The sequence below is a fragment of the Streptomyces sp. NPDC041122 genome, assembly GCF_055592445.1.
The window spans coordinates 307,261-322,327 of the sequence record NZ_JBVIYQ010000008.1 but is presented as its reverse complement, the minus strand read 5'-3'; the positions used below and the strand labels follow the sequence as shown (position 1 = coordinate 322,327).

Genomic DNA, 15,067 nt, shown 5'->3' with positions numbered 1-15,067 from the left:
CCAGGCATGCAGGCGTACGTCGGAAAATGACGCTGTCGTCCCTTCCATCCTGCACCGGGTCGGCGCCGCGGAGCCACGTCGCGGGCGGACCTCAGGGACATTTCCGGGTCATCTAGGGGTCCGCCCTCCTCCCCAGGTGCCGGTCGGTGACGCCCCGTGCCGCCCGGGAAGCGGATCCGGCGGGCGCGCGGCCGCGACCGGCTGAAAGACTGTGCCCATGAGCGACTCCCCCTCCGACCGCCCCGCCCGCCCCGTCGTCCTCGACGTCTGGTGCGAGCTGCAGTGCCCCGACTGCCGTACCGCCCTCGACGACGTGCGCGCCCTGCGCGCCCGGTACGGCGACCGCATCGAGCTGCGCCTGCGGCACTTCCCCCTCGAGAAGCACAAGCACTCCTTCGCCGCCGCGCAGGCCGCCGAGGAGGCCTTCGAGCAGGGCAAGGGGTGGCCGTACGTCGAGGCGGTGCTCGCCGGGGTGGAGAAGCTGGACCGCGAGGGCGAGCGCCACCTGGTGGACACCGCCCGCGAACTCGGCCTGGACGCCGAGGAGTTCGACACCGCCCTGATCGACGGGCGGCACATCCTGATCGTCGACGCCGACCAGGCCGAGGGCAAGGCGATCGGCGTCACCGGCACGCCCACGTACGTCATCGACGGCGAGCGCCTCGACGGCGGCAAGAGCCAGGACGGGCTGCGCGCCCGCATCGAGGAGATCGCCGACCGGCTGCTCGCGGCGGACTAGGACAGCGGCTTGTAGAGGTAGTACGAGGTGGGTTCGTAGCCGAGCGACTCGTACAGGCACAGCGCCGGGGTGTTGCCCGCGAAGACGTTGAGGCCGATGCGGCTGCGGCCCGCCGCGCGGGCCTGCTCCTCGGCGACGAGCATCAGGGAACGGCCGTGGCCGTGCCCGCGGTGCTCCGCGTCGACCTCGACGTCGTAGACGAAGGCGCCGCCGCTCTCCAGGGCGACCCACAGGGTGCCGACCCTGGTTCCCCGATGTGTGAGGACGCTCAGCCGGCTGTCCGGGGTGGCGAGCCCGTCGGGGAGGAAGCGCGCGTTGTCGGCCCTGGCCTTGGCGCGTGCCTCCGCCTCGGGCACGCCGCGCTCGACCCAGTCGCGCACATACCCCTCCTCGTGGTCCGCGAGCCACGCCCCGTACTCGTCCTCGGTCATCGCCCGCCACTCGGTGCCCTCCGGCAGGGTGAGCGCGCCCGCGAGCGGCTTGGCCATCTGGCGGTTGCGCTCGACGTAGCCGAGCGCCGTGGCCAGCCGCAGCGCCGCGGCGGCCGCCGCGGGCACGGTCGCCTCGACGCGCGTACAGCCCCAGCCACGGGCCACCTCCTCGGCGGCGAGCGCCGCGACGGTGGCCCGGCCGCGGCCCCGGTCCGGTTCCGCGATCCGCAGGTCGCGGACGCGGCAGACGCCGGGCCCGAAGACGTCGTGCGTGGCGAGGTCTATCGACCCCACGGGCCGGCTGTTCACGCAGACGTCGTACGTACGCGCCTTGGCGCCGTCGGCGCCCTGCTGAAGCGGCCCGGTCGGCCGCAGGGTCGTGGTCATCACTGACGTTCTACCCGCACCGGGCCCGCACCGTCACCAGGGTTTCCCCTCGGCCCTGGACCCGGCTCACGGATCCAGGTCGTCCGCCGCCCGCTCGTCGAAGACCCGCATCGCCTTGGCGGTCACCGGCCCCGGCGCGTCCGGCAGTTGGCGGTCGCCGACCCGGTGCACGGCCTGGACGTCACGCAGCGTCGAGGTCAGGAAGACCTCGTCGGCGCGGTCCAGGACGTCCAGCGGCAGCTCGGTCTCACGGGCGCCGGTCCACTCGACCGTCAGCTCGCGCGTGATGCCCGCCAGGCAGCCGGAGGAGACCGGCGGGGTGTGGAGTTCGCCGTCGAGGACGACGAAGACGTTGGAGCCCGTGCCCTCGCAGAGCCGGCCGACGGTGTTGGCGAACAGCGCCTCCGACGCGCCCTGTTCGCGGGCGCGGGCGAGCGCCACGACGTTCTCCGCGTACGAGGTGGTCTTCAGGCCGGCCAGCGCGCCGCGTTCGTTGCGGGTCCACGGGACCGTGATCACCGCGGTGGTGTCGGGGCGCCGCCCGGCCTCGCCGGCCGCCACGACCAGCGTGGTGCCCTGGTCGCCGCGGTCCGAGCCGAGCGGCGAGATCCCGCCGGTGTAGGTGATCCGCAGCCGGCCGAGCGGCAGCGGGTCGGCCGCCAGGACGGCGGCGCAGGCGTGGCGCACCTCGTCCAGGTCCGGCTCGGGCAGCCCGAGTCCGCGCGCCGACCGCGCGAGCCGGGCCAGGTGGCGGGTCAGGGCGAACGGCCGGCCCTCGACCGACTTCACCGTCTCGAAGACGCCGTCGCCCACCGTCAGTCCGTGGTCCAGCACGGAGACGCGGGCGGCGTCGAGGTCCTGCAGGCCACCGTTGAGCCAGATCTTCACGTCGGGGTTCCTCCACTCGCTGCGTACGCCCCCGACGCTACCGCCAGCAGCCGCGCCGCCTTCAGCTCGGTCTCCCGCCACTCCCCCTCCGGGTCGGAGCCCCAGGTGATGCCCGCGCCGGTGCCGAAGCGCAGCAGGCCCGCGGCCCGGTCGATCCAGAAGGTGCGGATGCCGACGGCGAGCTCCGCGGTGCCGCGGTCGGCGTCGACCCAGCCGATGCCGCCGCAGTACGGGCCCCGGGGCGCGGTCTCCAGTTCGTCGATGATCCGCAGCGCGCTGGACTTCGGAGCGCCGGTGACGGAGCCGGGCGGGAAGGCCGCGTCGAACAGTTCGGGCCACCCCGCGCCGGGGCTCAGCTCTCCGCTCACGGTGGAGACGAGATGGACGAGCCCCGGGTGCTTCTCGACCACGCAGAGGTCGGGGACGGTCACCGAGCCGGTGGCGCAGACGCGGCCGAGGTCGTTGCGGACGAGGTCCACGATCATGACGTTCTCGGCGTAGTCCTTCTCCAGGAGGTCCGCCTCGGTGCGCCCGGTGCCCTTGATGGGCCCGGACTCCACGACCCGGCCCGCGCGGCGCAGGAAGAGCTCGGGCGATGCGGTGGCCACCTCCACGCCGTGGCCGGGCAGCCGGATGGTCCCGGCGTACGGGGCGGGGTTACCGCGCGCGAGGAGTGCGGTCAGGGCGTCCACGTCGGCGTCGGCGGGGACGGGCGCGGACAGCACCCGGCAGAGGTTGGCCTGGTAGACGTCGCCGGCGGCTATGGACGCGCGCACCCTCCGTACGCCCTCCATGTACGCGGCGCGGTCGAGGGACGACGTCCAGGCGTCGGTGGCCGGGCCGTGCCAGGCGCCGGGGACGGGGGCGGGCACCGCTTCCTCGCGCATGTCGTCGAAGCGTGCGCAGACCAGACCCCCCTCGAAGTCCGCGGACACCGCCCAGAAGCCGGTGGAGTCCAGGGCCGCGGGGTCGCTGGTCACATCGCGTAGACCGGTCGCCACGCGGCCGCCGAAGCGCGCCATGGGAGGGAGCGTGGCGGAGGTCGTCAGAGGGGGGTTGTGCACAGCTTTGAGTCTATGACCGGTCTCTTCGCACCGCCCCGACCGGCGACAGCGCAGCACGCTGCGCAAACGCGTTTTTGTACTGGCCCAGGAATCCGCTAGAGTTCAACACGTCGCCGGGACGCGCAAGCGAAACGGGAAAGACAAGCGGACGTAGCTCAGTTGGTAGAGCGCAACCTTGCCAAGGTTGAGGTCGCCAGTTCGAACCTGGTCGTCCGCTCGCAGGAAGAGGGGGATCTTCCCGAACCCCCGCACTCCTGGTGGAGTGGCCGAGAGGCGAGGCAACGGCCTGCAAAGCCGTCTACACGGGTTCAAATCCCGTCTCCACCTCCAAGGACGATTAGCTCAGCGGGAGAGCGCTTCCCTGACACGGAAGAGGTCACTGGTTCAATCCCAGTATCGTCCACTGGATCTTCACGAAGGTCGTCTTCATGAGGGTCGTCCCGCGCGATTAGCTCAGCGGGAGAGCGCTTCCCTGACACGGAAGAGGTCACTGGTTCAATCCCAGTATCGCGCACGCAGTACGCAGCACACGCAGGTTCACCTGCGCGATTAGCTCAGCGGGAGAGCGCTTCCCTGACACGGAAGAGGTCACTGGTTCAATCCCAGTATCGCGCACCACCCCACGAAGCCCCCGGTCGTCCCCACGACCGGGGGCTTCGTCGTTCGCTCAGGACGAGAAGAGCATGTGCCCGAAGCTCTTGTGACGGTTGTGGCCGTAGTGACCACCGTGACCACCGTGACCGCCGTGGCCGCCGTGCGGGGCGCCCCAGGCCGGCGCGGGGGCCGCGGGGTAGCCCTGCGGGGCCGGTGGCGCCGGCGGCGGGACCTGCTGTCCGCCCCACTGCGACTCCAGGCGGGTCAGGGACTCCAGCTCGCCGTAGTCCAGGAATATCCCGCGGCAGTTGCTGCACTGCTCGATCTGGACGCCGTTGCGGTTGTACGTGTGCATCGGTGCGTGACACTTGGGGCACTGCATGGACGGCTCAACTCCTCGCCGGTGGTGACTGCTTCGCCGGAACACTGCCCGGCTTCGGTGCGTTGCACCCTACTTCGTCGCCTCCGGTGCCAACTCGGGTGGTCAGGCGGCGATTGAGCCCATGCGGTCGCAGGCGTCGACCAGGGATTGCTCGACCTCGTCCACGGGCCGGTCCGCGGCGACCGCCTTGGCGATCGCCAGCGCGGCGGTCTGCACGGTGAGGGCGCGGGCGGGAACGTCCAGGGCGGGCCAGGGGTCGCCGCCGTCCGCGGGAACGGCGGGTCCGTGGGCCCGTCGGTAGGCGTCCAGGAAGCGGGTCCACTCCTGCGGGGCGAGCAGGCCGCACGCGAACCAGGCGGCGGGCCGCGCCAGGTCCCAGGCGGGGTCGCCGGCGCCGAGGTCGTCCACGTCGATGAGCAGCCAGTTCCCCTTGGGGGCCTGGACGAGCTGGCCGAGGTGGAGGTCCCCGTGGCACAGCCGCGGCGGGCCCGGTGCGGGGGCCTCGGCGCGGGCCCAGGGCGGCAGGGCGGCCCAGGCGCGCAGGACCGGGGCGGCGGCGGGGTGCGGACCGGCCGCGCGCAGCCGGTCGACGGCACGGGCCGCCTTGAGGGGGCCGCGCATGGGCGGCAGCGGATGCGGGAGCGCCGCCGGAGGTGTGGCGTGCAGCCGGGCGAGGAGGGCCGCCGCGGCCTCCCAGGGGGCGGCGTCGGGGTCGTCGCGGTCGACCGGGGTGCCGTGCGGCCACAGGGTGACGAGGCGGCCGTGGAGGGGCATGGCGCCGGGGTGCAGGGGCGCGAGGAGGGTGCCGGGGAGCCGGGTGGCGACGTCCAGGCGTACGGCCAGCTCCGCGGGGTCCGTGCCGGGGGCGTGCGCCTTGGCGACAAGGGCGCCGTGCCGGACCACCGTGGCGTCCTCCCGCTCCGCGAGCACCGCGTCGCCGACGGGGCAGGAGCAGACCGCGCCGACCGTCGGGTGGGCCGCGGAGCGGACCTCGGCGGTCAGGGCGGGGAGCAGCGCGGGGGTCACGGTCTCTGGCACGTCCGTACGTCGAAGGGTCGTCGGCGAAGCGTACGACTGGGGCGTGGGGGTGGGGCCGCCGGGGCGGCGGTCGGCCTGCTGCGGGGCGGGCGGGGCGCCGGGCGGGCGGGTGCTCAGGGGTTCGGTGGTTCGGCGGGTCGGTGTTCGGCGACCGGGGCCGGGCCCTCCCGGGAGGCGGGTGGCCCGGGGCGGGCGAGCGGTTCGGGGCTATGGGTCCGGGGGCGTCTGCGTCCGCGCAGGGGTGCCGTGGCCCATACCGTCAGGCCGACGAGGGAGAGGATCAGCGCCCCGCCGATCAGGGTGGGCGGGAGAGCCGCGGCGGCGAAGCCGAGCAGCAGTTCACCCCAGCCCGGCTCCTCGCCCATCGTGCTTCCGCCCTGCGCCATGACGACCAGGACGCCCGCGGGCGGCGGCCGGTTCCGGGCGCGGACATGGCCATGCCCGCGCAGCTCCCCAGCTGCGCGGGCATTTTGCCGTCCGCCGCACCCCCGTCCCCACGGGGTTTCATGGCCGGATGTCCCCGCCCGGACCGCTCTTCCGGGCCTGGGGCGCCGCTCAGCGCCCCAGCATCACGCCCACGGACGACGCTTGTGTGACCACTGACTCCCAGCCGCCGAAGACGACCACGAGCAGAGCTGCCAGGGGGAGGACCATGGCCGTCGCCACCAGAGGATGGCGCGTGCCGGACGGGCGGACGCCGAACGCGGAGAATCTGCGCCCTTGCGTGCGGATCATGGTCCGCGGTGCCGTGTCCGCCATGATTCCTCTCCTGACCGCTTCGATGTGGTGTTGGCAGCGGCGAGTGTCCGGCCTCGGGGGACGAGTGCGCCACCCGCCGCTTGAGCTCAAATTTAGGTGCGGGGCGGGTGCGGGACGTCATGCCCTCGTACCGATTGCCGGGCCTCCCGGAGGATGAGCACCCGGCACGCATGTACTCCCGTGGGTGGAGAAGAGGTCCTAGGACTCCGGGTCTTCCCGGAGGGGACGGGCCGCTGCCTCGGAGGTGTCCTCCCTCGGAACGGGCTGTTCCACCAAGGCGAGGACGCGGGTGGACATGAACCGCGCCGTACGCACCACTGATCCGCTTCGGGTGACTTCGCTCACTTCGACCACTCCCCTGCGCACCGCCGTCTCCACCCGTCGACCCGCCCGACTGGCCACCACTTCGTACGTCCGAGTCGTGTCACCGGCGTCCACGACTATCTCCACGCGATCACCCTTCACGGGATCAATCCCCCTTCAGCGATGGATGGTTGGAGATCGGGGCATCAGCAACGCCCCCAGGTCCCCCGCCTTCTGACCACTCTTCAAGTTTCCCACCGGGCACTGACAATCGATCGCCCCGCGAGGGCGCGGCCTCTGCACGTGCCCGGCCGTGGAAACGTAAGCTGTGGCTCGTCAAACGGACCGGGTAGCGGGGATGGACATGACGATGATGCGGCTCCGGCGCGAGGACCCGCGTGTCGTCGGCTCGTTCAGGTTGCACAGGCGCCTGGGCGCCGGCGGCATGGGTGTGGTCTATCTGGGCTCGGACCGGCGCGGCCAACGCGTCGCGCTGAAGGTGATCCGGCCGGATCTGGCGGAGGATCAGGAGTTCCGGTCGCGGTTCGCCCGTGAGGTGTCGGCCGCGCGCCGCATCCGCGGCGGCTGTACGGCACGGCTGGTCGCGGCCGACCTCGACGCGGACCGGCCGTGGTTCGCCACGCAGTACGTGCCCGGTCCCTCGCTGCACGACAAGGTCGCCGCCGAGGGGCCGCTCTCCGCGGCCGACGTGGCGGTGGTCGGCTCCGCGCTCGCGGAGGGCCTGGTGGCCGTGCACGAGGCCGGTGTCGTCCACCGCGACCTCAAGCCGTCGAACATCCTGCTGTCCCCCAAGGGCCCGCGGATCATCGACTTCGGCATCGCCTGGGCCACCGGCGCCTCGACGCTGACGCACGTCGGGACGGCCGTCGGGTCGCCCGGCTTCCTCGCGCCCGAACAGGTGCGCGGCGCCACCGTCACCCCCGCCACCGACGTCTTCGCGCTCGGCGCCACCCTCGCGTACGCGGGCATGGCGGACTCACCCTTCGGACACGGCAGTTCCGAGGTCATGCTCTACCGGGTGGTCCACGAGGAGGCGCAGCTGCACGGCGTGCCCGACGCGCTCGCGCCGCTGATCCGGGCCTGCCTCGCCAAGGATCCGGAGGAGCGGCCCAGCACGCTCCAACTGTCGCTCAGGCTCAAGGAGATCGCGGCCCGCGAGGCTCAAGGGCTCGGCGCCGTCCGGCCGCCCGCGCCCCGGCAGAGCCACGACCAGCCGACCGGTCGCCTCGCCGAGGGCTATCTGGACGAGCGCACCCAGCGCAGGCCCGCCCCCGGCGCCACTCCCCCGCCGCGCTCCGGCCCGCCGCGGACGGGCTCGTCCCGGCCGCACAGCGCGCGCTCCGGCTCGCGGCCCTCCGGGCCCCGCAACACCACGCGTTCGGGCGGCAGGCCCGCCCCGCGCAGCGGCGCGGGGCGCCCGGGACCGCGCACCACCGGCACGGGGCGGCGCGGGCCCGCCAATCCGCGGCTGCTGCGGCAGCGGCTCTTCGTCTTCGTCGTCGTCACGCTGCTCGTGGCGCTCGGCATCGCGGCCGCGCAAGGCTGCCAGGGCCCCGCGCGGGGCCTCGGGGACGATCACGTACGCGACGTGCGGCAGCACACGCGGACCGATCCCTCGGCCACGCCGGGCGCGTGAGGGCGGCAGCTCCTCAGAGCTGCGGGCGTCCCGTGGCCACCGCGTAGAACGCGACCGCCGCGGCCGCGCCCACGTTCAGCGAGTCCACGCCGTGGGCCATCGGGATGCGGACCCACTCGTCGGCGGCGACCAGTGCCTGGGTGGAGAGGCCGTCGCCCTCGGCGCCCAGCATCAGCGCGACGCGGTCCATCCGGTGCGGCGCCGCCTCGTCCAGGGACTTGGCCTTCTCGTCGGGGGTGAGGGCCAGGAGGTTGAAGCCCGCCCCGCGCACGCCCTCCAGGCCCTTCGGCCAGGATTCCAGGCGGGCGTAGGGGACGGAGAAGACCGCGCCCATCGAGACCTTCACGGAGCGGCGGTACAACGGGTCCGCGCAGTCCGGCGAGAGCAGGACCGCGTCCATGCCGAGCGCCGCGGCGGAGCGGAAGATGGCCCCGATGTTGGTGTGGTCGTTCACCGCCTCCATGACGACGACCCGGCGGGTGGCCGCGAGGAGTTCGTCGGCCGTGGGCAGCGGCTTGCGCTGCATGGAGGCGAGCGCGCCGCGGTGCACGTGGTAGCCGGTGACCCGCTCGGCGAGGTCGGGGCTGACCGCGTACACCGGGGCCGGGAGTTCGTCGATGACGTCGCGCATGACGTCGACCCACTTGGCCGAGAGCAGCATCGAGCGCATCTCGTACCCGGCGTCCTTGGCCCGTCTGATGACCTTCTCGCCCTCCGCGATGAACAGGCCCTCGGCCGGTTCGCGCCTGCGGCGCAGCTCGACGTCGGTCAGGCCGGTGTAGTCGCGCAGGCGGGGGTCGTCGGGGTCGTCGACGGTGATGAGATCAGCCACAGGGTGATACTGCCTTGTCCTGGGTGTGGTGCCAACGGCTGTGGACGGGTTCCGTTACCGCTGGTTACGTGTGGGGGCCGGAGGGGCTGGGCGGGGTGCGAGGGGCGGGGCCCCGGTCAGGCGGGGTCCGAGGGGCCCACCCGCACGACGTCGCCGATCACGATGACGGCCGGGGGTTTCACCTCGTGGACGCGGACCGCTTCCGCGACCGTGCCGAGCGTGGCGTCGACGCGGCGCTGGGCGGCCGTCGTGCCCTCCTGGATCAGGGCGAGCGGGGTGTCGGCGTCCTTGCCGTGGGCGATCAGCGCCTCGGCGATCTTGCCGATCTTGTCGACGCCCATCAGGATCACCAGGGTGCCGCGCAGCTTGGCCAGCGACTCCCAGTCGACCAGGGAGCGCTCGTCGTCCGGCGCCACATGGCCGCTGACCACCGTGAACTCATGGGCGACGCCGCGGTGGGTGACCGGGATGCCGGCGGCCGAGGGGACGGAGATCGAGCTGGAGATGCCGGGGACCACCGTGCAGGCGATGCCCGCCTCGGCGAGCGCCTGGAGCTCCTCCATGCCGCGCCCGTAGACATAGGGGTCGCCGCCCTTCAGACGGACCACGGCCTTGCCCTGCTTGGCGTGCTCGATCAGGGCGTTGTTGATCGCCTCCTGCGCCATGTAGCGGCCGTAGGGGATCTTCGCGGCGTCGATGACCTCGACGTGCGCCGGGAGTTCGTCGAGGAGGTCGCGGGGGCCGAGGCGGTCGGCGATGACGACGTCGGCGGCGGCCAGCAGCCGCCGGCCGCGGACGGTGATCAGGTCGGGGTCGCCGGGTCCGCCGCCGACCAGGGCGACGCCGGGGGTCCGGGCGCGCAGGTGCGGGGCGACGAGGCTGCCGTCGCGCAGGCCCTCGACGACCGCGTCGCGGATGGCGGCGGTGCGGCGGGGGTCGCGGTCGTGGACGTCGCTGGAGAGGACCGCGACGGTGACGCCCTCGGAGCGGCCGGTGGCCGGGGTCCAGGCGGTGGCGGCCTCGGCGTCGTCGGAGCGCACGCACCAGACACGGTGGGCCTCCGCCTCCGCCGATGCCCGGGTGTTCGCCGCCGCGTCACTGGTGGCGATCAGGGCGTACCAGGCGCCGTCCAGGTCACCGTCCTCGTACCTGCGCCGCGTCCAGGTGATCTCGCCCGCGTCCGCCATGGCCTCGACGGACGGGGTCGCCGACGGCGACACGAGGAGGACGTCGGCGCCCGCCTTGATCAGCGCCGGGAGGCGGCGCTGGGCCACCTGGCCGCCGCCGAGGACGACGACGCGGCGCCCTGCGAGGCGGAGGCCTACGGGGTAGGCGGGGTTTTCGGCCATGGCTCTGGGGCTCCTCGTGCGGGCGGAGTCTTCGTGGTGCGCTACCGCTGCTGCGCTGGAGCGGCTGCTTGACGTGCGGGTTCAGTATGGCGGGGGCGGGACCGGAGGTCTCCCCCAGCCCCGCCCCGGCGCCGAAATCGGGGTCTTCGCCCCGGCGGCGGCTACTTCTCGGTGACGCCCGCCGAGTCGAACGTGGCGACCTCGTGCATCGCGCGGGCCGCGCTCTGCACGACCGGCAGCGCGAGCAGCGCGCCGGTGCCCTCGCCGAGGCGCAGGTCCAGGTCGACCAGGGGGCGCAGGCCCAGCTTGTTGAGCGCGGCCACGTGGCCCGGCTCCGCGCTGCGGTGGCCCGCGATGCACGCCGCGAGGACCTCGGGGGCGATGGCGCGGGCGACCAGGGCGGCCGCGCCGGCGCTGACGCCGTCGAGGATCACCGGAGTGCGCAGGGAGGCGCCGCCGAGGAGCAGGCCGACCATGGCCGCGTGCTCCAGGCCGCCGATGGCCGCGAGGACGCCGATCGGGTCCGCGGGGTCGGGCCGGTGCAGTTCGAGGGCGCGGCGGACCACCTCGACCTTGCGGGTGTGCATCTCGTCGTTGATACCCGTGCCGCGGCCGGTGACCTCCGCGGGGTCCACGTCCGTGTAGACGGAGATCAGGGCCGCGGACGCGGTGGTGTTGGCGATGCCCATCTCGCCGGTGAGCAGCGCCTTGTTGCCGGCCGCCACCAGGTCGCGGGCGGTCTCGATGCCGACCTCGACGGCCGCCTTGACCTCTTCGCGGGTGAGCGCGGGTCCGGTCGTCATGTCGGCGGTGCCCGCGCGGACCTTGCGGGGCAGCAGGCCCGGCGTGGCCGGGAGTTCGCTCGCCACGCCCACGTCGATGACGCAGACCTCGGCGCCCACCTGGTTGGCGAAGGCGTTGCAGACCGCGCCGCCGCCGAGGAAGTTGGCGACCATCTGCGCGGTCACCTCCTGCGGCCAGGCGGTGACGCCCTGGGCGTGCACGCCGTGGTCGCCCGCGAAGATCGCGACGGCCGCGGGCTCCGGGATCGGCGGCGGGCACATCCGGGACAGGCCCGAGAGCTGCGCGGAGATGATCTCCAGCATGCCGAGCGCGCCCGGCGGCTTGGTCATCCGCTTCTGGCGTTCCCACGCCTCGCCGAGCGCCTTGGCGTCCAGCGGGCGGATGTTGGCCACGGTCTCGGCGAGCAGGTCGTGCGGGTCCTCGCCGGGCAGGGCGCGGCGGCCGTACGTCTCCTCGTGGACGACCCAGGAGAGCGGGCGGCGCTTGGACCAGCCGGCCTGCATCAGCTCGGGCTCGTCCGGGAACTCGTCGACGTATCCCACACAGAGGTAGGCGACGACTTCGAGGTGCTCGGGGAGCCCGAGGGCGCGGACCATCTCGCGCTCGTCGAAGAAGCTGACCCAGCCGACGCCGAGGCCCTCGGCGCGCGCGGCGAGCCAGAGGTTCTCGACGGCGAGCGCCGAGGAGTACGGGGCCATCTGCGGCTGGGTGTGCCGGCCGAGGGTGTGGCGGCCGCCGCGGGTGGGGTCGGCGGTGACGACGATGTTCACCGGGGTGTCGAGGATGGCCTCGATCTTCAGTTCCTTGAACTGCTTCGCGCGGCCCTTGGGCAGGGACTTGGCGTACGCGTCGCGCTGGCGGGCGGCCAGTTCGTGCATGGTCCTGCGGGTCTCCGCGGACTTGATGACGACGAAGTCCCAGGGCTGGGAGTGGCCGACGGACGGGGCGGTGTGCGCGGCCTCCAGGACGCGGAGCAGCACCTCGTGCGGGATGGGGTCGGCGCGGAAGCCGTTGCGGATGTCGCGGCGCTCGCGCATGACGCGCAGCACGGCCTCGCGCTCGGCGTCGGCGTAGCCCGGGGCGGCGGTGCCCGGAGACACGGCGGGCTCGGCGGCCTCGGCGTCGGTCCCGCCCGGCGCCTCGGCCGCGGCCAGGAACTCCGGGGCCTCGGCGTCGGCCGCCACGAGCGGCTCCGGGAGCTCGGGGGCGTGCGGGGCGTCGTGCGCCTCGGGGGCTTCCGCCGCGGCGGCGGGTGCGAGGGCTTCGGGAGCCTCGGGCGCAGCGGGCGCGGGCAGGGGGGCTTCAGGCGCTTCGGCCATCTCGGGTGCTTCGGCCACTTCGGTCACTTCGTTCGCTTCGATCGGTTCGAACGAGATGACGTCGTCGGCCTCGTCCAACTCGTCGGCCGGGTCGGCCGTCTGCGGGGCGGCCGGGAATCCGGTCGGAACCGCCGCAGAGGAGACAATACGGGGCACCTCGGAGCCCGCGGGGCCCTGGGGGGCCTCAGCGGCTTCGGGCGTCGCCTCCGCCGTCGCCTCACCGGTCGGCAGACCCGGCTCGTCGGCTGCCACACCTTCGGCGTCCGGCGCGGGAGCCGGCTCCTCGGCCACGGGCTCACCACCGTCTCGCGGGGCGGGCACGGTGACAGCGGGCTGCTGTGCCGCGTCGGGCGTGCCGTCCGCGGTCGCCGGGCCCTCGGGGGTGAGGGCCTCGGGCGTCAGGGCCCCGGGCCCCGGGAGGTCCGGCGCCGGGGCGTCGGCCGTCTCCATGGGCGGTACGGGTACGGGGGCGGCGTCCAGCTGATCCGCGGCCAGGGCCTCGGCCTCGGGGGCCTCCGGGGCGGCCGGGGCCTCCTGGGGGACGGCCACGGGGTGCGGCGGCGTCGGGGCCAGGTGCGGGGTGGTCGGGAGCGAACCGTCGACCGGCACGAACTGGCCGACGGGCGCCGGGCCTTGGGGCAGGCCGGGCTCACCGTGGACCGGGGCGGCCTGGCCGTTCATCGGCGCCGCGGTCTCCTGCGGGACGTGCGGGTCCTGGGGGAACTGCGGGTCGGGCTGCTGCGGTCCCGGGGCGGCGTGCCGGGCCTCGGCGGGGTACCCCTCCGGGGCGTGCGGCGCGGTGTGCGCGCCCTGCGCGGCCTCGGGGGCGAACCCCGGGTACGGCATCTCGTCGACGTGCGGGACCTGCGCCCCGTCCCACGGCTGGGCGGAGGCGACGGCGAACGCGGGCTCGCCGGCGCCGGCGGGCCCGGCGTACGCGAACGCGGGCTGCTCACCGGCCGGGACCTGAACCTGCTGCTCCTCCGGCGCGAACTGCGCGCCGTCCATCGGGAAGTGCTGGTCGCCGGGCGCGAACTGCTGCTCGCCGACCGGGAACTGCTGCTCCTGCACCGGGGCCTGCCCGAAGTCGGCGGCGTTCGGGAAGGCGGCGGCCTCGGGGGCGTACGCGACCGGCGCGTCCGTTTCCGGGACGTGCCCCGGCGCGTGCTCGTGCTCCGGCGCGTGCTCCGGTGCCTGCTCTCCCCGCCCCTCGGCGAGCGCACCGGCAAGCGCCTCCGGAGGCAGCTCGGCGGAGACGGCAGCCGGGCCTTGCTCGGCCGGTGTGACGACCGAGGCGTCCGGCGTCTCTGTGGCGGCTGCGGCCTCTGTGACGATGGCGGCACCCGGGGCGTCCGGGGCGTCCGGGATTTCCGATGCTTCTGCGGCGCCAGTGACCTCTGCGGCTGCTGCCGCCCCCGCGAACACTGGGGCTTCAGCGCCTTCCGCTGCCTCCGGTGCTTGCGCTGCTTCCGGTGCCTCCGGGACGACCGTTTCTGCTGGTGCGGCGAGTGCCACCTCGTCGGCCTGCCCCGGAGCCATCTGCCCCCACGGCGCGGCCCCCTGCGGCGGGATCTCGCCGAGCTGCGGGCCGGGCAGCGGTTGGCCCGCGGCGTCCCGCGGGATGTCGAGGTACTCGGGACCGGTCGGCGGCCCCGCGTGGCGCGCGGGCGCGGTGTGCGGGGCCGAGGGCGCCCCCGCGGGCCCGCGGTCGGCGAGGGAGCGCACCGGGCTCCCCATGCCGTCGGGCACCGCGGGGCCGGACGGGCCGTGATGGAGCGGGCGGCGGGCGGGTCCCGGGTGGGACGGCGCGGAGGTGCCGTCGGGCATGCGGACGCCGTTCAGGTCGACCGAGCCGCTGTCGCGGCCGGAGGTCTCGTGCGGACCGGGCTGGTGGACGGGCTGATGGGCGGGCTCGGCGGCATGGGCCGGCTGAGCCGCCCGCGCGGGCCCGGCACCCTGAGCGGGCTGCTGCCCATGGCCGGGAACCGGCGCGTGACCCGGCAGCTGGCCCTGCGCCGCGGCCGACGCGGCCTGCGCCTCGCTCCAGGCCCCCTGGGCGCCGGGCATCAGCAGCAGGTCGTCGTCATCGGCAGGACTTTCGGCGGGGGCGGAGGGGGCGGCGGGATCGGCGAAGGTGTACGCGCCCGGTGCGGGTACGCCCGGCTGCTGCGCCCCCATGCCCTGCGCGGGCCCGGAAGGTACACCGTTGCCTGCGCCCTCCGGCAGTCCCTCACCCGGGACCTGGCCGGTGTCGGTCATGCGTAACCCCTCGCCCATCGGTTAGTGCTTCTTCGACCGCCCTCAGCCTTCGGCCGGGGAGGCCCGATCGCCCGGAGCGGTGCACCAACCGCCCGTCATCCTCAACGAGCGTGCGCGCCGCGCGGCACGAACCGCGCACCGGACTACCGGCATTCTCCCTGTCCGTCCGCCACCGCGGCGGCTTGATCGGGCACGGCCCACTGTGGACTGCGCCACGTTGCGCGTCCTCCGGTCACGCCGTACCACACCCACCCTCGAAACG

General features: G+C 74.4%; 13 protein-coding genes and 5 tRNA genes. 7 read left to right on the top strand and 11 right to left on the bottom strand.

Annotation, left to right across the window (positions count from 1 at the left end):
* Positions 1-217: 217 nt before the first annotated feature.
* Complete coding sequence (locus ACZ6B8_RS28165; protein WP_471609086.1) at positions 218-739, top strand: DsbA family protein; 522 nt, start codon at positions 218-220, stop codon at positions 737-739.
* Here ACZ6B8_RS28165 and ACZ6B8_RS28160 read toward each other — a convergent pair.
* From ACZ6B8_RS28160 to ACZ6B8_RS28150, 3 genes are all read right to left on the bottom strand, one after another.
* Positions 736-1,557 carry a GNAT family N-acetyltransferase gene (locus ACZ6B8_RS28160; RefSeq protein ID WP_471609085.1) on the bottom strand — a complete coding sequence of 274 codons (822 nt, stop codon included), beginning with the start codon at positions 1,555-1,557 and terminating at the stop codon, positions 736-738. The two genes, ACZ6B8_RS28165 and ACZ6B8_RS28160, sit on opposite strands and share 4 nt — an antisense overlap.
* Before the next feature lie 66 nt (positions 1,558-1,623).
* Positions 1,624-2,445, bottom strand: a complete 822-nt coding sequence (locus tag ACZ6B8_RS28155; RefSeq protein WP_471080875.1) for an aminotransferase class IV — start codon at positions 2,443-2,445, stop codon at positions 1,624-1,626.
* Positions 2,442-3,467, bottom strand: a complete 1,026-nt coding sequence (locus tag ACZ6B8_RS28150; protein ID WP_471609171.1) for a chorismate-binding protein — start codon at positions 3,465-3,467, stop codon at positions 2,442-2,444. The genes ACZ6B8_RS28155 and ACZ6B8_RS28150 overlap by 4 nt, the downstream gene beginning before the upstream one ends.
* A 186-nt stretch (positions 3,468-3,653) precedes the next feature.
* Here ACZ6B8_RS28150 and ACZ6B8_RS28145 point away from each other — a divergent pair.
* From ACZ6B8_RS28145 to ACZ6B8_RS28125, 5 genes are all read left to right on the top strand, one after another.
* Positions 3,654-3,726: transfer RNA gene (locus tag ACZ6B8_RS28145), tRNA-Gly, on the top strand.
* Positions 3,727-3,765: 39 nt separating this feature from the next.
* A tRNA-Cys gene (locus ACZ6B8_RS28140) sits at positions 3,766-3,839 on the top strand.
* A gap of 1 nt (position 3,840) precedes the next feature.
* Positions 3,841-3,912, top strand: a tRNA-Val gene (locus tag ACZ6B8_RS28135).
* Positions 3,913-3,951: 39 nt separating this feature from the next.
* A tRNA-Val gene (locus tag ACZ6B8_RS28130) sits at positions 3,952-4,023 on the top strand.
* A 29-nt stretch (positions 4,024-4,052) separates the two neighbouring features.
* A tRNA-Val gene (locus ACZ6B8_RS28125) sits at positions 4,053-4,127 on the top strand.
* 49 nt (positions 4,128-4,176) lie between these two features.
* On the opposite strand, the gene ACZ6B8_RS28120 is transcribed toward ACZ6B8_RS28125, so the two are convergent.
* The 5 genes from ACZ6B8_RS28120 to ACZ6B8_RS28100 form a co-directional block, all read right to left on the bottom strand.
* The gene (locus ACZ6B8_RS28120) at positions 4,177-4,485 is read right to left on the bottom strand and encodes a TFIIB-type zinc ribbon-containing protein (RefSeq protein ID WP_471609084.1); all 309 of its coding nucleotides are present in this window, start codon (positions 4,483-4,485) and stop codon (positions 4,177-4,179) included.
* Positions 4,486-4,587: 102 nt separating this feature from the next.
* Positions 4,588-5,523, bottom strand: a complete 936-nt coding sequence (locus tag ACZ6B8_RS28115; protein WP_471609083.1) for a phosphotransferase family protein — start codon at positions 5,521-5,523, stop codon at positions 4,588-4,590.
* Positions 5,524-5,636: 113 nt separating this feature from the next.
* On the bottom strand, positions 5,637-5,909 hold the full coding sequence (locus tag ACZ6B8_RS28110) for a hypothetical protein (RefSeq protein ID WP_471609082.1): 273 nt from the start codon (positions 5,907-5,909) through the stop codon (positions 5,637-5,639).
* A 169-nt stretch (positions 5,910-6,078) separates the two neighbouring features.
* Positions 6,079-6,282, bottom strand: a complete 204-nt coding sequence (locus ACZ6B8_RS28105; RefSeq protein ID WP_355810567.1) for a hypothetical protein — start codon at positions 6,280-6,282, stop codon at positions 6,079-6,081.
* A 198-nt stretch (positions 6,283-6,480) separates the two neighbouring features.
* Positions 6,481-6,747: a hypothetical protein gene (locus ACZ6B8_RS28100; protein WP_471080863.1), complete on the bottom strand. Its 267-nt coding sequence runs from the start codon at positions 6,745-6,747 to the stop codon at positions 6,481-6,483.
* Positions 6,748-6,943: 196 nt separating this feature from the next.
* Between ACZ6B8_RS28100 and ACZ6B8_RS28095 the strand changes: the two genes are divergently transcribed.
* Positions 6,944-8,242 (top strand): serine/threonine-protein kinase, encoded by a 1,299-nt coding sequence (locus ACZ6B8_RS28095; RefSeq protein WP_471080860.1) that lies wholly within the window; start codon positions 6,944-6,946, stop codon positions 8,240-8,242.
* A gap of 13 nt (positions 8,243-8,255) precedes the next feature.
* On the opposite strand, the gene ACZ6B8_RS28090 is transcribed toward ACZ6B8_RS28095, so the two are convergent.
* From ACZ6B8_RS28090 to cobT, 3 genes are all read right to left on the bottom strand, one after another.
* The gene (locus tag ACZ6B8_RS28090; protein WP_471080858.1) at positions 8,256-9,074 is read right to left on the bottom strand and encodes a TrmH family RNA methyltransferase; all 819 of its coding nucleotides are present in this window, start codon (positions 9,072-9,074) and stop codon (positions 8,256-8,258) included.
* A gap of 116 nt (positions 9,075-9,190) precedes the next feature.
* A complete protein-coding gene (gene cobA, locus ACZ6B8_RS28085; protein WP_471080856.1) occupies positions 9,191-10,423 on the bottom strand; it encodes a uroporphyrinogen-III C-methyltransferase in 1,233 nt (410 codons plus the stop codon).
* Positions 10,424-10,584: 161 nt separating this feature from the next.
* Positions 10,585-14,805: a nicotinate-nucleotide--dimethylbenzimidazole phosphoribosyltransferase gene (gene cobT, locus ACZ6B8_RS28080; RefSeq protein ID WP_471609081.1), complete on the bottom strand. Its 4,221-nt coding sequence runs from the start codon at positions 14,803-14,805 to the stop codon at positions 10,585-10,587.
* Positions 14,806-15,067 lie beyond the last annotated feature (262 nt).